Source organism: Pseudomonas sp. Irchel s3f7, assembly GCF_900187615.1.
Classification (GTDB): domain Bacteria; phylum Pseudomonadota; class Gammaproteobacteria; order Pseudomonadales; family Pseudomonadaceae; genus Aquipseudomonas.
In genome coordinates this window covers 125860-146418 of the sequence record NZ_FYDO01000017.1, presented here as the reverse complement: position 1 = coordinate 146418, position 20559 = coordinate 125860, and the positions used below count along the sequence as shown (strand labels likewise).

The following is a 20559-nucleotide window of genomic DNA, read 5'->3' as shown; positions in this document are numbered from 1 at the left end:
TAATTCTCATTCAGTTCAGGATGACCAGCACCGGGAATTCCTGGAGCCGTGCCGAGGTGATGTGGGCGAGGGACCGAACCACGTCCAGCGGTTGGTCGAGGCGATAGTTGCCAGTCACGGTGATATCGGCCAGTTGCTCGTTGTTGTTGATGATCCAGCCCGGGTAATACCGACGAAGCTCCGCCAGCACCTGGTTCAACGGGCAGTTTTCGAACACCAGCCGTCCCTGGACCCACGCCAGGTCGGTGGCAGCATCGAGTTTGGCCGGGCGGTCGAACCCGTTGGGACCGATGCGGATACTTTCCCCGGCGGACAAGCGCACCCGCGCGTCATTGCGGGTGGCGCGCAAGTCGACGTTGCCGCGCTGCACCCGCACCTGCGCCACGCCGTCGAGGTAGCGCACGGCAAACGCAGTATCGCGGACACTGGCCTTGACCGGGCCGGCGTCGATTTCCAATGGCTGGCCGCGATTGGCTTGCACTTCGAAAAACGCCTCGCCCTGATACAGCCGAGCCACGCGCTGTTGGTCGTTGATGGTGCTGGAAAACGCCGAGTTGGTGTTGAGCAGGACTTTGGAACCGTCCTCCAGTTGCAGACGCTGGCGCTCGCCGACCACGGTCAGGTGATCGGCTTGCAGGCGCATCGGCAGGTTGCTGAAGCTGAACAGTCCGAGGATCAGCACGGCGGCGGTGGCCAGCGGTTTCCAGTGCGGACGCAGGCGCGTGAGCACGGTGATTTTCGGCGGACGCGCCGCCAGGCTTTGCGCGCTCTGCGCCACTTGCGGACCGTCCCAGATCGCCTGGGCCTTGGCGAACGCCTGGGCGTTCAGCGGGTCGGCGTCGAGCCATGCGTGGAATTGACGGCTCTGCTCCTCATCAGGACAGCCGAGCACGATGAGCCAGTCCAGGGCCTGGTCCATTGCAGTGGCGGCGTCCTGTGCCGGTGAAGGCGCAGGGGAGCGGTGGTTGTCCGTCACGGTGTTTCCTCGGCGTGTCTGTGCACGACTGTTTTTTTAGTGAAGCGTAAAAAGTGGGCCAAGGGTAGCAAAGGCCGATGATCAGCGCAGTCGATGAGGCTTTGAAAAAAGTCTAACGGCCTCAATCGGCGTTTAGCCGGTCGGCGACACCGATGCAGATCGACATGATCAATTTGAGTTCTTTCTGAACCGTGCTGAGGGACATGCTCAGTTCGTCGGCGATTTCCTGATAGCTGTGCCCGTGCAGGCGACTGAGGATGAAAATCCGCTGCTGTCGGCTGCTGAGTTCACCGAGGCTCACGTTCAGGCGCTCCAGTAATTGTTCGGCATGGGCAGCATCTTCGGCGCTGCTGGTAGGGGCGGCGACGCTGTGCATGACCTCTTGCGGAACGTCGTCGACCATCGTGCGCGAATGAATACGCCGCGCGCGCAAGTGGTCCAGCGCCAGGTTACGGGCCGTCTGGAACACGAAGGGTTCGAGATGATCGATGGTCCGCTCACTGAGCGCCCGGGTCACCCGCAGGTAGGTTTCCTGCAGGAGGTCTTCGGCGGTGCTGTGATTGTTGACCATCCGCTCCAGCGTGCGCAGCAGAGAGACCCGCTGGGTGATGAAGACGTCGTTGAAGCGCGATTGACTCACGGGAGGACCTGATCCATTTCAAGCGAATGATAATGCTTATCATCCGCTCAAATGGTCAAGTACTGATTTGTGAAGGATTACACCCGGGCTTGCAAATAAGTCGCGTAATCCGGAATCCGATGCGCATGCGCCTGATCCATCATCGGGCTGCTGAGCAGGTAATCGGCGCTGCATTCATTGCAGGCCACCGGGATGTTCCAGACCGCAGCAACCCGCAGCAACGCCTTGATGTCCGGGTCGTGTGGTTGCGGTTCGAAGGGGTCCCAGAAAAACACCAGCATGTCGACCCGTTGCTCGGCGATTTGCGCGCCGAGCTGCTGATCACCGCCCAATGGGCCGCTGATCATGCTTTCCACCGGCAGGTCGAGACGTTGTTGCAACAACAACCCGGTGGTGCCGGTGGCGACCAGGTTGTGTTGCGCCAGTGTGTCTTTGTGCCGCGCGGCCCAGTCGAGCAAAAACACCTTGCAGTGGTCGTGGGCAACCAGGGCGATACGCTTGCGCGCCGTCAGGTTCTTTTGCGTAAAGCTGATACCGATCATGGATGGTTCCACAGGCGATTTGCGAGGGTGATTCGGAGGACGCCATCGCCAGCAAGCCGGCTCCTACAAGGTTGAGTCGTACACGATTGTTGTAGGAGCCGGCTTGCTGGCGATAGCAATTTTGCAGACGCAGAATTATTCCGCGTTGCACAGCGCCAGGCAGTTATCGAGCATGCGGTTGGAGAAGCCCCATTCGTTGTCGTACCAGGCCAGCACCTTGAGCAACTTGCCGCTGGATTTGGTGTGGTTGGCGTCGAAGATCGACGACAGCGGGTTGTGATTGAAGTCGCTGGAAACCAGCGGCAGGGTGTTGTAGCCGAGGATTTTCGAATGCTGGCTGGCTTCTTTCATCAGCGCGTTGACTTCCTCGGCGCTGGCGTCTTTTTTCACCTGCACGGTCAAGTCCACCAGTGACACGTTGATCACCGGAACGCGCACCGCCATGCCAGTGAGCTTGCCCGCCAGTTCCGGCAGCACCAGGCCGACCGCTTCGGCAGCACCGGTCTTGCTCGGGATCATGTTCTGGGTGGCCGAGCGGGCGCGGTACGGGTCGGTGTGGTAGACGTCAGTCAGGTTCTGGTCGTTGGTGTAGGCGTGGATCGTAGTCATCAAACCGCTTTCGATGCCCAACTCCCGGTGCAGCACCTGGGCCACCGGCGCCAGGCAGTTGGTGGTGCACGAAGCATTGGAAATAATCTGGTGCGACTGGCGCAGAATGTCGTGGTTCACGCCATACACCACCGTGGCGTCGGCACCTTTGGCTGGCGCTGAGATAATGACTTTTCGTGCACCCGCCGTAATATGCGCGGCGGCTTTGGCCCGGTCGGTGAACAGGCCGGTGCATTCGAATACGACATCAATTTTTTCCGCGGCCCAGGGCAGGTCGGCCGGGTTGCGGATGGCGCTGACCGCAATACGGTCACCGTTGACGGTCAGGCTTTCCTGATCGTGCAAGACATCGGCGTCGAACGTGCCGTGAACGGTGTCGTACTTGAGCAAGTGTGCGTTCATTGCACTGTCGCCCAAGTCATTGATGGCGACGATCTGCAGATCCTGACGGTAGCCCTGTGTATAGAGTGCGCGCAGTACGTTACGGCCGATGCGGCCAAAGCCATTGATTGCGATTCGAAGAGTCATTTGTCTGCGCTACCGTCGTTTTGTTGTTGGAATTACAAGATTATTCGCAAAAAAATAGAAAACAAGCCTTTTTAATGGCAATATTTTGTTCAATCTACAACGAGTGACCTGAACCAACTGGTCCGACCGATCAAGAAAACCGTCTGTCATCCCATCGACACCGGTCTTTGATCAGCATAGACAATCAGGTCGCCACATCCGTTAGCCTGGAGTTCTACACATGCATCCCCGCGTCCTTGAGGTCACCGAACGGCTTATCGCCCGCAGCCGCGCCACGCGTGAGGCTTACCTTGCATTGATTCGCGGTGCGGCCAGCGACGGTCCGATGCGCGGCAAACTGCAATGCGCCAACTTCGCCCACGGCGTGGCCGGGTGCGGCAGCGACGACAAGAACAGCCTGCGGATGATGAACTCCGCGAACATTGCGATTGTTTCGTCATATAACGACATGCTCTCGGCGCACCAGCCGTACGAAGTCTTCCCTGAACAGATCAAAAAAGCCCTGCGCGAGATCGGCTCCGTCGGCCAGTTCGCCGGTGGCACGCCAGCCATGTGCGATGGCGTGACCCAGGGTGAACCGGGCATGGAACTGAGCCTGCCGAGCCGTGAAGTGATCGCGCTGTCCACAGCGGTGGCGCTGTCCCACAACATGTTCGACGGCGCGCTGATGCTCGGCATCTGCGACAAGATCGTGCCGGGCTTGATGATGGGGGCGCTGCGTTTTGGTCATCTGCCGATGATCTTCGTGCCGGGCGGGCCGATGGTCTCCGGCATTTCCAACAAGCAGAAAGCCGATGTGCGCCAGCGCTATGCCGAAGGCAAGGCCAGCCGCGAAGAGCTGCTGGAGTCGGAAATGAATTCCTACCACAGCCCCGGCACCTGCACCTTCTACGGCACCGCCAACACCAACCAGTTGCTGATGGAAGTCATGGGCCTGCACTTGCCAGGCGCTTCTTTCGTCAACCCGAACACGCCGCTGCGCGATGCCCTGACCCGCGAAGCCGCGCATCAGGTCACGCGCCTGACCAAGCAAAATGGCGACTACATGCCGATCGGCGAAATCGTCGACGAGCGCTCGCTGGTCAACTCCATCGTGGCCCTGCATGCCACCGGCGGCTCGACCAACCACACCTTGCACATGCCGGCCATCGCCATGGCGGCGGGTATTCAACTGACCTGGCAGGACATGGCCGACCTCTCCGAGGTGGTGCCGACCCTGAGCCACGTCTACCCGAACGGCAAGGCTGATATCAACCACTTCCAGGCGGCGGGCGGCATGTCGTTCCTGATCCGCGAACTGCTGGAAGCCGGGCTGCTCCACGAAAACGTCAACACCGTGCTCGGCCATGGCCTGAGTCGTTACACCATGGAACCGTTCCTCGATAACGGCGAACTGGTTTGGCGCGAAGGCGTGACCGACAGCCTTGATGAAAGCATCCTGCGTCCGGTCGCACGTGCATTCTCGGCAGAGGGCGGCTTGCGCGTGATGGAAGGCAACCTCGGTCGTGGCGTGATGAAAGTCTCCGCCGTGGCCGTGGAAAACCAGATCGTCGAAGCACCGGCCATGGTGTTCCAGGATCAGCAAGACCTGGCGGATGCGTTCAAGGCCGGCTTGCTGGAGAAGGATTTCGTCGCAGTGATGCGCTTCCAGGGCCCGCGTTCCAACGGCATGCCGGAACTGCACAAGATGACGCCGTTTCTCGGTGTGCTGCAGGATCGCGGCTTTAAAGTCGCACTGGTCACCGACGGGCGCATGTCCGGCGCATCGGGGAAAATCCCTGCGGCGATTCACGTCAGCCCCGAAGCTTATGTCGGTGGCGCTTTGGCCCGGGTGCAAGAGGGCGATATCATCCGCGTCGATGGCGTCAAAGGCACCCTGGAGCTTAAGGTGGACGCCGAAGAATTTGCAGCGCGCACGCCGGCCAAAGGCCTGTTGGGCAACAACATCGGCACCGGTCGCGAACTGTTTGGATTCATGCGCATGGCCTTCAGCTCGGCGGAGCAGGGCGCCAGCGCCTTTACTTCTGCCCTGGAGACGCTTAATTGAAACTGGCTTTGGTCGGTGACATCGGTGGGACCAACGCACGTTTCGCGTTGTGGAAAAACCAGCAGCTGGAATCGGTCCAGGTGCTGGCAACGGCCGATTTTTCCAGCCCGGAAGAGGCGATAAGTCTCTATCTGAGCGGGCTCGGTCTGGCGCCGGGTTCAATCGGTTCGGTCTGCCTGTCGGTGGCCGGGCCCGTCAGCGGCGACGAATTCAAGTTCACCAACAATCACTGGCGCCTGAGCCGCAAGGGCTTCTGCCAGACCTTGCAGGTCGATCAGCTGTTGCTGGTCAACGACTTCTCGGCCATGGCGTTGGGCATGACCCGTTTGCAGCCCGGCGAATTCCGCGTGGTCTGCGACGGTACGCCCGAGCCGTTGCGCCCGGCGGTGGTGATCGGGCCGGGCACTGGCCTGGGCGTCGGCACTTTGCTCGATCTGGGCGAAGGGCGGTTTGCCGCGCTGCCGGGTGAGGGCGGTCACGTCGATCTGCCATTGAGCAGCCCGCGTGAAACCCAACTCTGGCAGCACATCTTCAACGAGATCGGCCATGTCAGCGCCGAAACCGCGTTGAGCGGCGGCGGCCTGCCGCGCCTCTATCGAGCCATTTGCGCGGTGGACGGTCACACGCCGGTGCTCGAAACGCCGGAAGCGATTACCGCTGCCGGTTTGGCAGGCGATCCGATTGCCCTGGAAGTGCTTGAGCAATTCTGCTGCTGGCTCGGTCGCGTGGCGGGCAACAACGTGCTGACCAGCGGTGGGCGCGGTGGCGTGTATATCGTGGGCGGGGTGATTCCGCGGTTTGCCGATTTCTTCCTTGAAAGCGGTTTCGCCCGCTGCTTCGCTGACAAGGGTTGCATGAGCGATTATTTCAAGGGCATTCCGGTGTGGCTGGTGACGGCGCCGTATTCGGGTCTTGTTGGTGCCGGTGTAGCGCTCGAACAGGCTTGAGAACGAGTCGCCTTCATCGCTGGCAAGCCAGCTCCTACAGGTTTGTGGTGTTCTTGCGTTTGGCACGAACTCTGTAGGAGCTGGCTTGCCAGCGATGGGGCCAGGACAGGCAACAACTATTCAAGGTGCATCAGGCATAATCCGCCCAATTCAAACAACAAGGACGCCGCCCCGTGAGCTCAGTCAACAAGTCGATTTTGTTGGTCGATGACGATCAAGAGATACGCGAGTTGCTGGACACCTACCTGACCCGCGCCGGGTTTCAGGTGCGGACCACGCCCGATGGCGCCGGTTTTCGCCAGGCCCTGAACGAGGCACCGAGCGATCTGGTGATCCTTGATGTGATGCTGCCGGACGAAGACGGTTTCAGTTTGTGTCGCTGGATTCGTCAGCACCCACGCCGGGCGCAAGTGCCGATCATCATGCTCACCGCCAGCTCCGATGAAGCTGACCGGGTGATCGGTCTTGAACTTGGGGCCGACGACTACCTCGGCAAACCGTTCAGCCCGCGTGAATTGCAGGCGCGGATCAAGGCGTTGCTGCGTCGCGCGCAGTTCGGTCAGGAGCGCAGCGGCGGTGAAGTGCTGGCCTTCGATGACTGGCGCCTGGACATGGTCAGCCATCGGCTGTTCCACACCGACGGCGAGGAGGTGATTCTCTCCGGTGCCGATTTCGCCCTGCTCAAACTCTTTCTCGATCACCCGCAGCAAATCCTCGACCGTGACACCATCGGCAACGCCACCCGTGGGCGGGACCTGATGCCACTCGACCGCATCGTCGACATGGCGGTCAGCCGTTTGCGGCAACGTCTGCGCGACACCGAAAAACCGCCACGGCTGATCCGCACCGTGCGCGGCAGCGGCTACCAACTGGCTGCCAACGTGGTTGCCGGCAATGGTCACTGAGTCTCTTCGCAAACTCGCCGCCAGGGTGCCGGTGCCGCGTTCGCTGCTGGGGCGGATGTTGCTCTTGACGCTGCTCGCGGTGCTGTTCGCCCAGGCGTTGTCGAGCGTGATCTGGGTCTCGCAACTGCGCGCCACACAACTGGAGGGCCTGGTCACCAGCGCCCGCAGCCTCGCCCATTCGATGACGGCCAGCGTCAGTTATTTCCGTTCGTTGCCGGTGGCGTATCGACCGCTGGTGCTGGATCAGTTGCGCAGCATGGGCGGCACCCGGTTCGTGGTCACGCTCAACGACAAACCCCTGGGCATGGAAGTGTTGCCGGTGACCCCGCGCAAAGCGGCGGTGATCAACGCGGTGGACCAAGTGCTGCGTGACTCCCTCGGTCACGACACGGATATCTCGGTGACCTTCGTCAGCCCCGAGGACCTGCGGATTTTCAACGGCGGCCTCAAGCTCGATGAGCTGCCGCGTTCCTGGGCGCACTATGCGTTGACCCTGGAACCAGTGAACCCACCGGTGCTGGTCACGCAGATCCAGATGGCTCCGGGTGAATGGCTGTACATCGCCTCGCTGTTGCCCGAGCCCTACACCAGTCTTGAAGAGCAAGGTCTGCCCGCACAGCAAGTCTGGTTCATCGTGCTGACCAGCAGTTTTCTGTTGCTGTTCATCGGCCTGCTGGTGCATTGGCAGAGTCGTCCGCTCAAGCGCCTGGCGCGGGCTGCGCGGGATCTGTCATTGGGCGCCGATGTCGAGCCGGTGGCCGAGGGCGGTGGCAGCGAAGTCGTCGAAGTCGGACGCGCATTCAACACCATGCGCGAACGCATCAGCCGCTACCTGACCGAGCGCAGCCAGTTATTCAGCGCGATTTCCCACGACTTGCGCACACCGATCACCCGCTTGCGTTTGCGGGTTGAACTGCTCGAAGACGAGACGCTGCAAACCAAGTTCGGCCGCGATCTGGATGAGCTGGAGTTGTTGGTCAAAGGCGCGCTGCAATGCGTGAAAGACACCGACATCCACGAAAACATCGAGCCGGTGGATCTCAATCACGTACTCGACTGTCTGGTGGAACCGTACCTGGCGCCCAACGGCAACGGTCGCGTGACCCAGCAGGGACGTGCACTGGCCGCGTATCCCGGCAAGCCGCTGGCGCTCAAGCGTTGCATCGGCAACCTGATCGACAACGCACTGAAGTACGGACAGAACGCTCACCTGCACATTGATGACGACGACAGCGCGTTTGTGCTGCATGTCGACGACGAAGGACCGGGGGTTCCGGAGCAGCGGCTGGAGCAAGTCTTCGAACCGCACTTCCGCCTGGCCGGGCAGCAGCAGGGTTATGGGTTGGGGCTGGGGATTGCGCGCAACATTGCCCACAGCCATGGTGGTGAGGTCACTTTGCAGAATTTGCGTGAAGGTGGGTTGCGGGTGACGTTGCAGCTGCCGCGCTCGGCGGATTGACATCGACCCTGTGGCGAGGGAGCTTGCTCCCGCTAGACTGCGCAGCGGTCCCTCTTTTGGGGGCGCTTCGCACCCCAGCGGGAGCAAGCTCCCTCGCCACAAACATCACTCACCATCCAAATGTCACAGCTCGGTGACATAACCCACCCCCTTCGTTACAAGCCCGTCTTCGTCCGTTGTTTATGCTGCCCCTCAGTCATAACAACAAAAAAGGCACCCCATGGACTCCGATCAACCCGCCTTCAGCAGTTGGCTGAATGCACCCGCCCATCAGCAATGGCTTGCCGCTGAAGGCCTGCGACTCCTGGCATTTGCCAAGGCCTCAAAGTTACCTCAAGGCTTCGGCAATCTCGACGAGCGCGGCCATCTGCCGGCCGGCGCCCAAGCCGAAACCATGAACACCGCACGCATGACCCACAGCTTTGCAATGGCTCACATTCAAGGGCTGCCGGGTTTTGCCGAACTGGTCGATCACGGCATCCATGCCTTGCGCGGACCACTGCGCGATGCCGTGCACGGTGGCTGGTTCGCGAGCGCCGAGCATCGCGATGGCAACACCGGCAAGAACGCCTATCTGCACGCTTTCGTCGCGCTGGCCGCCAGTTCTGCGGTGGTCGCGCAACGCCCCGGCGCGCAGGCCTTGCTCGATGATGCGATTGACATAATCGACACGTATTTCTGGAGCGAGGAGGAGGGCGCCATGCGCGAATCCTTCAACCGCGACTGGAGCTGCGAAGAAGCCTATCGCGGCGCCAACAGCAACATGCACGCCACCGAAGCCTTCCTCGCCCTGGCCGATGTCACCGACGACAACCGCTGGTTGGGTCGCGCCCAACGCATCGTCGAACGGGTGATCCACAATCACGCCGCCGCCAACGACTACCTGGTGATCGAGCATTTTGACCGCGACTGGCAGCCGCTGCGCGAGTACAACCATGACAACCCGGCTGACGGGTTCCGTCCTTACGGCACCACGCCGGGCCATGGTTTCGAATGGGCACGGCTGGTGCTGCACCTCGAAGCTTCACGGGTACGAGCCGGCATGCTCACGCCGGGCTGGCTGGTCACCGACGCGCAAAAACTCTTTGAGCACAACTGCCGTCACGGTTGGGACGTCGATGGCGCGCCGGGCATTGTCTACACCCTCGATTGGGCCAATCGGGCGGTGGTTCGCCATCGTCTGCACTGGACTCATTGCGAAGCCAGCGCCGCCGCCAGCGCTTTGCTCAAGCGCACCGGCGACGCGCAGTACGAACATTGGTACCGGCTATTCTGGGAATTCTGTGACAGTCATTTCATCGACCGTTGCGAGGGCAGTTGGCACCATGAACTCGATCCCTTGAACCGCCCGAGCGCCGACATATGGGCCGGAAAACCGGACCTTTATCACGCCTGGCAAGCCGTGCTGATTCCGCGCCTGCCGTTGGCGCCGAGCATGGCCAGCGCGCTGGCGAAGTCGTCCCAGAGCGCTTCTATGTAACCATGCGGTGACATTCGCACGTCCCTTCGTTACCTGCGAAGGGATATCCCCTGTTTAGAATCCTATGCAGCGCAAGCACCAGACTTGCAATGCATAACAACAAGAAAGGTACTCCTAGATGAATGCGATTTCTCGCCTCGCTACTGTCATTTCTCTCGCTTCCCTGTCTGCGCTCCCTCTCAGTGTCCTGGCCGCCGAATCCAAAGGTTCCGTGGAAGTTGTGCATTGGTGGACGTCCGGTGGTGAGAAAGCAGCGGTTGATGTCCTGAAGGCCCAAGTCGAAAAAGACGGCTTCACCTGGAAGGATGGCGCAGTCGCCGGCGGTGGCGGTTCCACGGCCATGACCGTGCTCAAGAGCCGCGCCGTGGCCGGTAACCCGCCGGGCGTTGCACAAATCAAAGGTCCGGACATCCAGGAGTGGGGCAGCACTGGCCTGCTCAGCACCGACGCGTTGAAAGACGTTTCCAAAGCGGAAAACTGGGACGGTCTGCTGTCGAAGAAAGTCTCCGACACCGTGAAGTACGAAGGCGATTACGTGGCCGTGCCGGTGAACATTCACCGCGTGAACTGGCTGTGGATCAACCCGCAAGTGTTCAAGAAAGCCGGGATCGAAAAAGCCCCGACCACCCTCGAAGAATTCTATGCCGCCGGCGACAAGCTGAAAGCCGCCGGCTTCATCGCGCTCGCCCACGGCGGTCAGCCTTGGCAGGACAGCACCGTGTTTGAAGACATCGTGTTGTCGGTCATGGGTGTCGATGGCTACAAGAAAGCCCTGGTCGACCTGGATCAGAAAACCCTGTCCGGCCCGCAGATGACCCAGTCGTTCGCCGAGCTGAAAAAAATCACCACCTACATGGACCCGAACCGTGCCGGTCGTGACTGGAACATCGCGGCTGCCGAGGTCATCAACGGCAAGGCCGGCATGCAGATGATGGGCGACTGGGCGAAAAGCGAGTGGACCGCCGCGAAGAAAGTCCCGGGCAAGGACTACCAGTGCGTGCCGTTCCCGGGCACCGAAAAAGCCTTCACCTACAACATCGACTCCCTTGCGGTGTTCAAGCTCAAGGCTGATCGCAAAGGCGACATCGCTGCCCAGCAAGACCTGGCCAAGGTCGCATTGGGTACCGACTTCCAGAAAGTCTTCAGCATGAACAAGGGTTCGATCCCGGTGCGCAACGACATGCTGAAGGAAATGGACAAGCTCGGCTTCGACGAGTGCGCCCAGAAGTCGGCGAACGACTTCATCGCGGACGACAAGTCCGGCGGCCTGCAACCGAGCATGGCGCACAACATGGCCACTTCGCTGGCGGTGCAGGGCGCGATTTTCGACGTGGTCACCAATTTCATGAACGACAAGGATGCTGACCCGGCCAAGGCCAGCGCCCAACTGGCGTCGGCTGTCAAAGCTGCCCAGTAATACCACGGCCGCCGCAGGCCAGGCCTGCGGCATCTATCGATGATCTGCCAACTGTAGGAGCCGGCTTGCTGGCGAAAGCTGTGTGCCTGACACACCGCGTCGTCTGGTTCGCCAGCAAGCCGGCTCCTACAGGTTTGATCTTCATTTCTAACACTGGATTATCCCGATGAGCTCTGTGGCGGTTTTCAGCAAAGCCTCACCGTTCGATGCGCTGCAACGCTGGTTACCCAAGTTGGTACTCGCGCCGAGCATGCTGATCGTGTTGGTTGGTTTCTACGGTTACATCATCTGGACGTTCATTCTGTCCTTCACCAACTCCAGCTTCATGCCGAGCTACAAGTGGGTCGGCCTGCAGCAATACATGCGGCTGATGGACAACGACCGCTGGTGGGTCGCGAGCAAGAACCTCGCGCTGTTCGGCGGCATGTTCATCGGCATCAGCCTGGTGTTGGGCGTGTTCCTCGCGGTGCTGCTGGACCAGCGCATCCGCAAGGAAGGCTTCATCCGCACCGTCTACCTGTACCCGATGGCGCTGTCGATGATCGTCACCGGTACGGCGTGGAAATGGCTGCTCAATCCTGGCCTGGGCCTGGACAAAATGCTGCGTGACTGGGGCTGGGAAGGCTTCCGTCTCGACTGGCTGGTGGATCAGGATCGCGTCGTCTACTGCCTGGTGATCGCTGCCGTATGGCAGGCCTCCGGGTTTGTCATGGCGATGTTCCTCGCCGGCCTGCGCGGTGTCGATCAGTCGATCATCCGTGCCGCGCAAGTCGACGGGGCGAGCCTGCCGACCATCTACCTGAAGATCGTGTTGCCGAGCCTGCGCCCGGTGTTCTTCAGCGCCTTCATGATCCTCGCGCACATCGCAATCAAGAGCTTCGACCTGGTCGCAGCGATGACGGCGGGCGGTCCGGGTTACTCGTCCGACCTGCCGGCGATGTTCATGTACTCCTTCACTTTCAGCCGTGGCCAGATGGGCATCGGTTCGGCGAGCGCCATGCTCATGCTCGGTGCCGTGCTGACCATCCTCGTGCCGTACCTGTACTCCGAGCTGCGAGGCAAACGCCATGACTGATCAATTCGCAAAGCGTGGTGTCAGCTTCAGCCGCATCGCGATCTACGCCACCCTGATTTTGGCAGCCGCGGTGTACCTGATCCCGCTGATCGTGATGCTGCTGACCAGCTTCAAATCCCCGGAAGACATTCGCACCGGCAACCTGCTGAGCTGGCCGACCGTGATCGACGGCATCGGCTGGATCAAGGCCTGGGACGTGGTCGGCGGCTACTTCTGGAACTCGGTGAAAATCACCGTACCGGCGGTGCTGATTTCAACCTTCGTCGGCGCCATGAACGGCTACGTATTGTCGATGTGGCGCTTCCGTGGTTCGCAACTGTTCTTCGGTTTGCTGCTGTTCGGTTGCTTCCTGCCGTTCCAGACCGTGCTGCTGCCGGCCTCGTTCACCCTTGGCAAGTTCGGTCTCGCCAACACCACCACTGGCCTGGTGCTGGTGCACGTGGTCTACGGCCTGGCGTTTACCACGCTGTTCTTCCGCAACTACTACGTGAGCATTCCGGATGCGCTGGTCAAGGCTGCGCGGCTCGATGGCGCGGGCTTCTTCACGATCTTCGGGAAGATCCTGCTGCCGATGTCGATCCCGATCGTGATGGTTTGCCTGATCTGGCAGTTCACCCAGATCTGGAATGACTTTCTGTTCGGCGTGGTCTTCGCCAGTGGCGATGCCCAGCCAATTACCGTGGCCCTGAACAACCTGGTCAACACCAGCACCGGGGCCAAGGAATACAACGTTGATATGGCTGCCGCGATGATCGCCGGGCTGCCGACACTGCTGGTCTACATATTCGCTGGCAAGTATTTCCTGCGTGGGCTGACGTCCGGCGCGGTCAAGGGGTAGAACATGGCAACTCTCGAATTACGCAACGTCAACAAGACCTACGGCGCCGGTTTGCCGGACACCCTCAAAAACATCGAACTTAAGATCAATGACGGGGAATTCCTGATCCTGGTCGGCCCGTCGGGCTGCGGCAAGTCGACGTTGATGAATTGCATCGCGGGCCTGGAAACCATCAGCGGCGGCGCAATTCTGGTGGACGACGCCGACATCAGCGGCATGAGCCCGAAAGATCGCGATATCGCCATGGTGTTCCAGTCCTACGCGCTGTACCCGACGATGAGCGTGCGCGACAACATCGCCTTCGGCCTGAAGATTCGCAAAATGCCGACCGCGGACATCGACGAAGAAGTCGCACGGGTTTCCAAACTGTTGCAGATCGAACACCTGCTCAGCCGCAAGCCGGGCCAACTCTCCGGTGGTCAGCAACAGCGTGTGGCGATGGGCCGTGCCCTGGCGCGTCGGCCGAAGATTTATCTGTTTGACGAACCGCTGTCCAACCTCGACGCCAAGCTGCGGGTCGAGATGCGCACCGAAATGAAACTGATGCACCAGCGCCTGAAAACCACCACGGTCTACGTGACCCACGACCAGATCGAAGCCATGACCCTGGGCGACAAAGTGGCAGTGATGAAGGACGGGATCATCCAGCAGTTCGGTACGCCGAAGCAGATCTACAACGATCCGGCCAACCTGTTCGTGGCGAGCTTCATCGGCTCGCCACCGATGAACTTCATCCCCCTGCGTTTGCAGCGCAGGGACGGTCGTCTGCTGGCACTTCTCGACAGCGGCCAGGCCCGTTGCGAGTTGCCGCTGGGCATGCAGGACGCCGGTCTCGAAGACCGCGAAGTGATCCTTGGCATGCGTCCGGAGCAGATCGTTCTGGCGAACGGCGAAGCCAATGGTTTGCCGACCATTCGCGCCGAAGTCCAGGTCACCGAACCGACCGGTCCCGACACCCTGGTGTTCGTCAACCTCAACGACACCAAGGTCTGCTGTCGCCTGGCTCCGGACGTGGCGCCGCAGGTGGGCGAGACCCTGACCTTGCAATTCGATCCGGCGAAAGTGCTGCTGTTCGATGCCAAAACGGGTGAGCGTCTGGGGGTTGCTGGAGTAGCGAAAACCGAATTGCACGCTGACAACGTCGCCCAATTCAAAGGCCGCTGAAGATCAAAACGGTAGGAGCCGGCTTGCTGGCGATTGCGGTCTGACATTCAACATTGATGTCGACAGTCCGATTGCCATCGCCAGCAAGCCGGCTCCTGCAGGGGGATTCGCAATGCGCGGCCTGTCGCGCATTGCACCGGATGTAACCGCGTTAAAAAAAAGAAAAGTTAATAACAATAAAACGAGGATGTAGGGATGAAAGTGAAGAACAACGCCCGGTTGATCTGCCAGGTTTCAGCAGCGGCAGTACTGGTGCTGGCCGGCAACGCGATGGCCGATGAAGCGTTCAGCTCCGACTCCAAGTGGATGACGGGTGACTGGGGTGGCGCGCGCACCAAGCTGATCGAGCAAGGCATCGACATCAAGATGGATTACGTCGGTGAAGTCGGCGCTAACCTCCATGGCGGTTTCAACGATGACAAGACCGCACGCTACGCCGACCAGTTTGGCCTGGGCGCGGCGCTGGACCTGGAAAAACTGTTCGGCTGGGACAACACCCAGGCCAAGATCCAGCTCACCAACCGTAACGGCGAGAACATCTCCAACGACCGTATCGGCGACCCGCGTGCCGGCACCTTGAGTTCGTCTCAAGAAGTCTACGGTCGTGGTCATATGGTCCGTCTGACCCAGTTGTGGATCCAGCACCAGTTCTTCGACAACAAGCTGGACGTCAAGGCCGGTTACTTCGGTGAAGGCGAAGACTTCAACACCTTCCCGTGCGAATTCCAGAACCTGGCGTTCTGCGGCTCCCAGGTGGGCAACTGGGCCACCAACATCTGGTACAACTGGCCGGTCATGCAGGCCGCGATTCGCGTGAAGTACAACATCAATGACGAGCTCTACGCTCAGATCGGTGCGTACAACCAGAACCCGTCGCAACTGGAACACGGCAACGGCTTCAAGCTCAGCGGTAGCGGCACCGAAGGCACCGTCCTGCCGGTTGAGCTGGTCTGGTCGCCGAAGGTCAACACCTTGCCGGGCGAATACCGTGTCGGTTACTACAAAAGCACGGCCAGCGCCGATGACGTTCGCGAAGACGACAATGGCGATGATGCCGCCACCAGCGGCAACGCCTATCGCAGCCACAGCAGCAAGCACGGCTACTGGTTCGTTGCGCAGCAGCAACTCACCAGCCATAACGGCGACGCCAGCCGCGGTCTGAACATTGCCGCCAACGCTACGTTCCACGACAAGGACACCAACATCGTCGACAACTACCAGTCGCTGATGTTTGTGTACAAGGGCCCGTTCGATGCACGTCCAAAAGATGACGTCGGTATCGGTTTTGCTCGTATCCATGTCAACGAAGACGTGAAGAAAAACGCTGAACTGACCAACGCCGCCAATGGTGTCAGCGACTACAGCGATCCACTGTTCTCACCTCTGCGCGACACCGAGTACAACTATGAACTCAACTACGGTTTCCACGTGACCAACTGGCTGACCGTACGTCCCAACCTGCAATACGTCACTCACCCTGGTGGTGTGAATGAAGTCGATGACGCGCTGGTAGCTGGCCTGAAAATTCAGTCGGTGTTCTGAAGCGTCTGCGATAAGCTCCTCTCTATGTGCGCATGTTTGCGGACAGCCATGGCTGTCCGCTTTTTTTTGCAGCGACAAGCTGTTTAGAGAGATGAGTTCCCCCATGTTTTTCAGGACCGTAGTCCATGCTTGAGCATCCGCTACAACGCTTCTTCAAATCCTTGCGCGAGCGTCCGGTGTTTGCGTGGGAGCGCTATCAGATGCGCGATGTGCTGGTGATCGATCATCCGCTGTGTCAGGCGGTGTTCAGTCGGCAGGGTGCGCAGTTGCTGCACTTCCAGCCTCAAGGCCAGAAACCGTGGCTGTGGTGTGCGGCGAAGTGGCCGCAGGTCGGTGCGATTCGCGGTGGCGTGCCCGTGTGTTGGCCGTGGTATGGCCGGCATCCGAGTGAGAATGCCTGGCCGTCCCATGGCTGGGCGCGATTGCTCGACTGGAAACTGCTCGACAGCAGCCATGACGACGATGGCGTGCATCTGCACTGGCAGCTGAAGTTGTGCGACTGGCAAGTTGACCTGCACGCGCACTTGGGCGAAAGCATGGATCTGCGCCTGAGCACCGAACATCAGGACGACATGCCGTGCCAGTTGAGCCAGGCTTTGCATGCTTACTGGCGTATTGGCGATGTCAGTGAGATAGCGCTGTCTGGGCTCGAAGGCGCGCAGGGTTACGACCAATTGAGTCGGCAGGTTTGTCAGCAGGAAGGTGAGTTACGCGTTGATGGCGGGTGCCAGCGGGTGTTCCAGCATGACGGCGAGTTACAGCTGAACGACCATGCCTGGGACCGGGCGTTGTGCATCGATACGGGTGAGACGGCGGATACGGTGGTCTGGCATCCGGGTTCGCGACCGTTGCTCGGCGTGACCTGGAACGAGATATCCGAATTCGTTTGCGTGGAAGCCGCAAGCGGCGGCACCGACAGCCTGTGCCTGAAGCCTGGGGAACGGGCGCATTTGAGTTTGCAGGCGCGGGTGGGGGCTTAGCGAAAAGGCAAGGTGTTGCGGATGACGCTTTCGCTGGCAAGCCAGCTCTTACAGGTTCGCGGTCGGTCGCTTTTTTGTACTCGACACAAACTTTGTAGGAGCTGGCTTGCCAGCGAAGAGGCCGGTTCTTCAATGCAGATTCAAGCCGGTTTCAATTGAACTCATCACCCACCGGATACCGGCTCGCATTCAAGCTCTCTTTGATCTTGCGTAAATGTGGCTGGAAATCCACGCCCCGGCGCAGCGTCATGCCGGTCGCCAGCACATCGAGCACGGTCAGTTGAATGATCCGCGAGGTCATCGGCATGTAGATGTCGGTGTCTTCCGGCAGCGGAATGTTCAGGCTCAGGGTGCTGGCCTTGGCCAGTGGCGAGTTTTCGGCAGTCAGGCCGAGAACCGAAGCGCCGTTCTCTCGAGCGATGCGCGCCACTTCCACCAGTTCGCGGGTACGGCCGGTGTAGGAGATGATCACGAACAATTCGCCGGTGTGCGCCACCGAAGCAATCATGCGCTGCATCAGCACGTCGGCATGGGCGGTGACAGCGAGATTGAAGCGGAAGAACTTGTGCTGTGCATCCAGCGCCACCGGGGCCGAGGCGCCGAGGCCGAAGAAGTGGATCTGCCGGGCCTGGATCAACAGATCGACGGCGCGGCTGATCAGGTTCGGGTCGAGGGCCTGGCAAGCACTGTCCAGCGACGCAATGGCGCTGCCGAAGATCTTCTGCGTGTAGGCCTCGGGATTATCGTCGGCCTCAACAGCACGGCTGACGTAAGCAGCGCCGCTGGCCAGACTTTGGGCCAGTTGCAACTTGAGTTCGGGATAGCCGCTGACGCCGAATGAACGGCAGAAACGGTTGACCGTCGGCTCGCTGACCGAAGCAGCCTGGGCGAGGGCGGCGATGCTGAAGCGGGTGGCCTGCTGCGGGTTGAGCAGGATCACCTCGGCGACTTTGCGTTCGGCCTTGTTCAGGTCTTCAAGGCGATTCTGGATCTGTTCCAGTAAATTTCGCACGCGGTCCATATGGATTTCCTTGATTCACCGGTGCCGATAGGCGCGCGGCTAATGCAAAAAGGGCCTTTGTTGAGGCCCGTAACGGTGGCCTATCCTACTGATGGCTCCGACCGACCACCACTCGGAATCTGTATTTTGCGAAAATGTTGTGGTTATTACTACATTTTCCCTTGAGTGATGCCTTGAAAAAAGGTATTTGTAGCTTAACTTGATAAAAGAACAAACATCATGCTCTCGATTACGGTTGAACCGTGCACCTTTGCCTTGTTCGGCGCCCTTGGCGATCTCGCCTTGCGCAAGCTGTTTCCTGCCCTCTATCAACTCGATGGTGCAGGCCTCTTGCACGAGGACACGCGAATCATCGGGCTGGCCCGTGAAGCGGGCAGCGAGCCGGAACACCTGGCGTTCATCGCTTCCGAGCTGCGTCGCTACGTGGGCGCCAAAGAGCTGGACGAAGCCGTGCTCGAGCGGTTTCTGGCGCGCCTGAGCTATTTGCACGTCGACTTCCTCAAAGCGGATGATTATGTGGCCCTGGCGGAGGCGGCTGGCAGCGCACAGCGAGTCATTGCTTACTTTGCTACCCCGGCAGCGGTCTACGGCGCGATCTGCGAGAACCTGGCGAAAGTCGGCCTGGCGGAAAACACCCGCGTGGTGCTGGAAAAACCCATCGGTTCGGACCTGGAATCCTCGCGTAAGGTCAACGATGCCGTCGCGCAGTTCTTCCCGGAAAACCGCACTTACCGCATCGACCACTATCTGGGTAAAGAAACCGTCCAGAACCTGATCGCGCTGCGTTTCGCCAACAGCCTGTTCGAAACCCAGTGGAACCAGAACTACATTTCCCACGTGGAAATCACCGTCGCCGAGAAGGTCGGGATCGAAGGCCGTTGGGGCTACTTCGACAAGGCCGGTCAGCTGCGGGACATGATCCAGAATCACCTGCTGCAATTGCTCTGCCTGATCGCCATGGACCCACCGGCTGACCTGTCCGCCGACAGCATCCGCGACGAGAAAGTCAAAGTGCTCAAGGCCCTGGCGCCGATCAGCCCGGAAGGCCTGACCACTCAGGTGGTGCGCGGCCAGTACATTGCCGGTTACAGCGAAGGCAAGCCGGTGCCGGGTTATCTGGAAGAGCCGAATTCCAACACCCAGAGCGACACCGAAACCTTCGTCGCCCTGCGTGCCGACATCCGTAACTGGCGCTGGGCCGGCGTGCCGTTTTACCTGCGAACCGGCAAGCGCATGCCGCAGAAGTTGTCGCAGATCGTCATCCACTTCAAGGAACCGTCGCACTACATTTTCGCTCCCGAGCAGCGCCTGCAAATCAGCAACAAGCTGATTATCCGCCTGCAACCGGACGAAGGCATTTCCTTGCGCGTGATGACCAAAGAGCAAGGCCTGGACAAAGGCATGCAGCTGCGCAGCGGTCCGTTGCAGCTGAATTTTTCCGACACCTGGCGCAGCGCACGGATTCCCGATGCCTACGAGCGGTTGTTGCTGGAAGTGATGCGCGGCAATCAGAACCTGTTTGTCCGTAAAGATGAAATCGAAGCCGCGTGGAAGTGGTGTGACCAGTTGATCGCCGGGTGGAAAAAGTCCGGTGATGCGCCCAAGCCGTACGCGGCCGGGTCCTGGGGGCCGATGAGCTCCATTGCTCTGATCACGCGGGACGGGAGGTCGTGGTATGGCGATATCTGATTTGAAACTGCCGCAGGGCGTCAGCGCGAATGCGTTCAAGAGCGCGGTGTTGCTGGCCGAAGGTTTGGCGCTGAACGTGGCCAAGCAATTGAGCGATGCCATTGAGGCCCAAGGCTCGGCGACCCTGGTGGTGTCCGGTGGCCGCAGCCCGGTGGCGTTTTTCCAGCACCTGGCCAAGCAAAGGCTGGACTGGTCGAACGTGGTCATCAGCCTGGCCGATGAGCGTTGGGTGCCGGTCGAGCATGCCGACAGCAATGCCGGCCTGATCAAGCGCTATCTGTTGCAAGGCCCGGCGGCCAAGGCTCAGTTTTTGAGTCTGTACAGCGCCAGCGCCAACCTGGAACAGGCGGCCGAGCAGGCTGATCGTCTGCTTTCCGAACTGCCGGTGATCGACGTTCTGGTGCTGGGCATGGGTGATGACGGTCACACCGCCTCGCTGTTTCCCAATAGCCCGAACCTTGCCGAGGCCTTGCAGGCCGATGGCATACGTCGCTGCTGGCCGATGCTGGCGCCGACCGTGCCGCATCAGCGCCTGACCATGAGCCGTGCACTGCTGGCCTCGGCCAAGCACAAAGTCCTGTCGATTTCCGGTCAGTCCAAGCTGACCACCCTGAGTACCGCACTGGCCGGTGACGATGTCGCCGCAATGCCGATTCGCGCGTTTCTGCAACCTACGTTAGAGATTTACTGGTGCCCATGA

The 20559-nt window shown here is 60.2% G+C and carries 18 protein-coding genes; 13 read left to right on the top strand and 5 right to left on the bottom strand.

From position 1 onward, the window contains the following. Window positions 1–10 precede the first annotated feature (10 nt). The 4 genes from CKW19_RS16610 to gap form a co-directional block, all read right to left on the bottom strand. Window positions 11–976 carry a FecR domain-containing protein gene (locus CKW19_RS16610; RefSeq protein ID WP_095058820.1) on the bottom strand — a complete coding sequence of 322 codons (966 nt, stop codon included), beginning with the start codon at window positions 974–976 and terminating at the stop codon, window positions 11–13. A gap of 121 nt (window positions 977–1097) precedes the next feature. Further along, complete coding sequence (locus CKW19_RS16605) at window positions 1098–1616, bottom strand: RNA polymerase sigma factor (protein ID WP_095058819.1); 519 nt, start codon at window positions 1614–1616, stop codon at window positions 1098–1100. 77 nt (window positions 1617–1693) lie between these two features. Further along, on the bottom strand, window positions 1694–2158 hold the full coding sequence (locus CKW19_RS16600) for a methylglyoxal synthase (RefSeq protein WP_095058818.1): 465 nt from the start codon (window positions 2156–2158) through the stop codon (window positions 1694–1696). A gap of 135 nt (window positions 2159–2293) precedes the next feature. Continuing rightward, window positions 2294–3295, bottom strand: a complete 1002-nt coding sequence (gene gap, locus CKW19_RS16595; protein ID WP_095058817.1) for a type I glyceraldehyde-3-phosphate dehydrogenase — start codon at window positions 3293–3295, stop codon at window positions 2294–2296. 220 nt (window positions 3296–3515) lie between these two features. On the opposite strand from gap, the gene edd reads away from it, so the two are divergent. The 11 genes from edd (at window position 3516) to CKW19_RS16540 (ending at window position 17149) form a co-directional block, all read left to right on the top strand. After that, window positions 3516–5342 (top strand): phosphogluconate dehydratase, encoded by a 1827-nt coding sequence (gene edd, locus CKW19_RS16590; protein WP_095058816.1) that lies wholly within the window; start codon window positions 3516–3518, stop codon window positions 5340–5342. Then, entirely contained in the window at window positions 5339–6289 is a 951-nt protein-coding gene (locus CKW19_RS16585; protein WP_095058815.1) for a glucokinase, read from the top strand. The genes edd and CKW19_RS16585 overlap by 4 nt, the downstream gene beginning before the upstream one ends. Before the next feature lie 173 nt (window positions 6290–6462). Next, window positions 6463–7194 (top strand): response regulator, encoded by a 732-nt coding sequence (locus CKW19_RS16580; RefSeq protein ID WP_095058814.1) that lies wholly within the window; start codon window positions 6463–6465, stop codon window positions 7192–7194. Beyond that, window positions 7184–8653 (top strand): ATP-binding protein, encoded by a 1470-nt coding sequence (locus CKW19_RS16575; RefSeq protein WP_095058813.1) that lies wholly within the window; start codon window positions 7184–7186, stop codon window positions 8651–8653. Before CKW19_RS16580 ends, CKW19_RS16575 begins: the two co-directional genes overlap by 11 nt. A 220-nt stretch (window positions 8654–8873) precedes the next feature. After that, window positions 8874–10133 (top strand): AGE family epimerase/isomerase, encoded by a 1260-nt coding sequence (locus tag CKW19_RS16570; RefSeq protein ID WP_095058812.1) that lies wholly within the window; start codon window positions 8874–8876, stop codon window positions 10131–10133. A 118-nt stretch (window positions 10134–10251) separates the two neighbouring features. Next, a complete protein-coding gene (locus CKW19_RS16565) occupies window positions 10252–11550 on the top strand; it encodes an ABC transporter substrate-binding protein (RefSeq protein WP_095058811.1) in 1299 nt (432 codons plus the stop codon). Window positions 11551–11716: 166 nt separating this feature from the next. Then, window positions 11717–12625: a carbohydrate ABC transporter permease gene (locus CKW19_RS16560; RefSeq protein WP_008032969.1), complete on the top strand. Its 909-nt coding sequence runs from the start codon at window positions 11717–11719 to the stop codon at window positions 12623–12625. Next, complete coding sequence (locus CKW19_RS16555; protein WP_095058810.1) at window positions 12618–13463, top strand: carbohydrate ABC transporter permease; 846 nt, start codon at window positions 12618–12620, stop codon at window positions 13461–13463. Before CKW19_RS16560 ends, CKW19_RS16555 begins: the two co-directional genes overlap by 8 nt. 3 nt (window positions 13464–13466) lie before the next feature. Continuing rightward, window positions 13467–14627: an ABC transporter ATP-binding protein gene (locus tag CKW19_RS16550; RefSeq protein ID WP_095058809.1), complete on the top strand. Its 1161-nt coding sequence runs from the start codon at window positions 13467–13469 to the stop codon at window positions 14625–14627. Between the two features lie 195 nt (window positions 14628–14822). Further along, window positions 14823–16169, top strand: coding sequence for a carbohydrate porin (locus CKW19_RS16545; protein ID WP_095058808.1), 1347 nt, complete (start codon window positions 14823–14825; stop codon window positions 16167–16169). 125 nt (window positions 16170–16294) lie between these two features. After that, complete coding sequence (locus CKW19_RS16540; RefSeq protein ID WP_095058807.1) at window positions 16295–17149, top strand: D-hexose-6-phosphate mutarotase; 855 nt, start codon at window positions 16295–16297, stop codon at window positions 17147–17149. A gap of 151 nt (window positions 17150–17300) precedes the next feature. Here the strand turns inward: CKW19_RS16540 and CKW19_RS16535 are convergent, their stop codons facing one another. Next, window positions 17301–18161 (bottom strand): MurR/RpiR family transcriptional regulator, encoded by an 861-nt coding sequence (locus CKW19_RS16535; protein WP_177408821.1) that lies wholly within the window; start codon window positions 18159–18161, stop codon window positions 17301–17303. A 228-nt stretch (window positions 18162–18389) separates the two neighbouring features. On the opposite strand from CKW19_RS16535, the gene zwf reads away from it, so the two are divergent. Together zwf and pgl are read left to right on the top strand one after the other, a co-directional pair. Further along, on the top strand, window positions 18390–19859 hold the full coding sequence (zwf, locus tag CKW19_RS16530; protein ID WP_095058806.1) for a glucose-6-phosphate dehydrogenase: 1470 nt from the start codon (window positions 18390–18392) through the stop codon (window positions 19857–19859). Beyond that, window positions 19846–20559: a 6-phosphogluconolactonase gene (pgl, locus tag CKW19_RS16525; RefSeq protein WP_095058805.1), complete on the top strand. Its 714-nt coding sequence runs from the start codon at window positions 19846–19848 to the stop codon at window positions 20557–20559. The genes zwf and pgl overlap by 14 nt, the downstream gene beginning before the upstream one ends.

What these genes read in the sequence shown, in the direction of transcription:
- gap (WP_095058817.1), bottom strand. Translation starts at nt 3,295, where the DNA reads ATGACTCTTCGAATCGCAATCAATGGCTTTGGCCGCATCGGCCGTAAC.
- CKW19_RS16550 (WP_095058809.1), top strand. Translation starts at nt 13,467, where the DNA reads ATGGCAACTCTCGAATTACGCAACGTCAACAAGACCTACGGCGCCGGT.
- edd (WP_095058816.1), top strand. Translation starts at nt 3,516, where the DNA reads ATGCATCCCCGCGTCCTTGAGGTCACCGAACGGCTTATCGCCCGCAGC.
- CKW19_RS16600 (WP_095058818.1), bottom strand. Translation starts at nt 2,158, where the DNA reads ATGATCGGTATCAGCTTTACGCAAAAGAACCTGACGGCGCGCAAGCGT.
- CKW19_RS16570 (WP_095058812.1), top strand. Translation starts at nt 8,874, where the DNA reads ATGGACTCCGATCAACCCGCCTTCAGCAGTTGGCTGAATGCACCCGCC.
- zwf (WP_095058806.1), top strand. Translation starts at nt 18,390, where the DNA reads ATGCTCTCGATTACGGTTGAACCGTGCACCTTTGCCTTGTTCGGCGCC.
- CKW19_RS16545 (WP_095058808.1), top strand. Translation starts at nt 14,823, where the DNA reads ATGAAAGTGAAGAACAACGCCCGGTTGATCTGCCAGGTTTCAGCAGCG.
- CKW19_RS16555 (WP_095058810.1), top strand. Translation starts at nt 12,618, where the DNA reads ATGACTGATCAATTCGCAAAGCGTGGTGTCAGCTTCAGCCGCATCGCG.
- CKW19_RS16575 (WP_095058813.1), top strand. Translation starts at nt 7,184, where the DNA reads ATGGTCACTGAGTCTCTTCGCAAACTCGCCGCCAGGGTGCCGGTGCCG.
- CKW19_RS16540 (WP_095058807.1), top strand. Translation starts at nt 16,295, where the DNA reads ATGCTTGAGCATCCGCTACAACGCTTCTTCAAATCCTTGCGCGAGCGT.
- CKW19_RS16565 (WP_095058811.1), top strand. Translation starts at nt 10,252, where the DNA reads ATGAATGCGATTTCTCGCCTCGCTACTGTCATTTCTCTCGCTTCCCTG.
- pgl (WP_095058805.1), top strand. Translation starts at nt 19,846, where the DNA reads ATGGCGATATCTGATTTGAAACTGCCGCAGGGCGTCAGCGCGAATGCG.
- CKW19_RS16560 (WP_008032969.1), top strand. Translation starts at nt 11,717, where the DNA reads ATGAGCTCTGTGGCGGTTTTCAGCAAAGCCTCACCGTTCGATGCGCTG.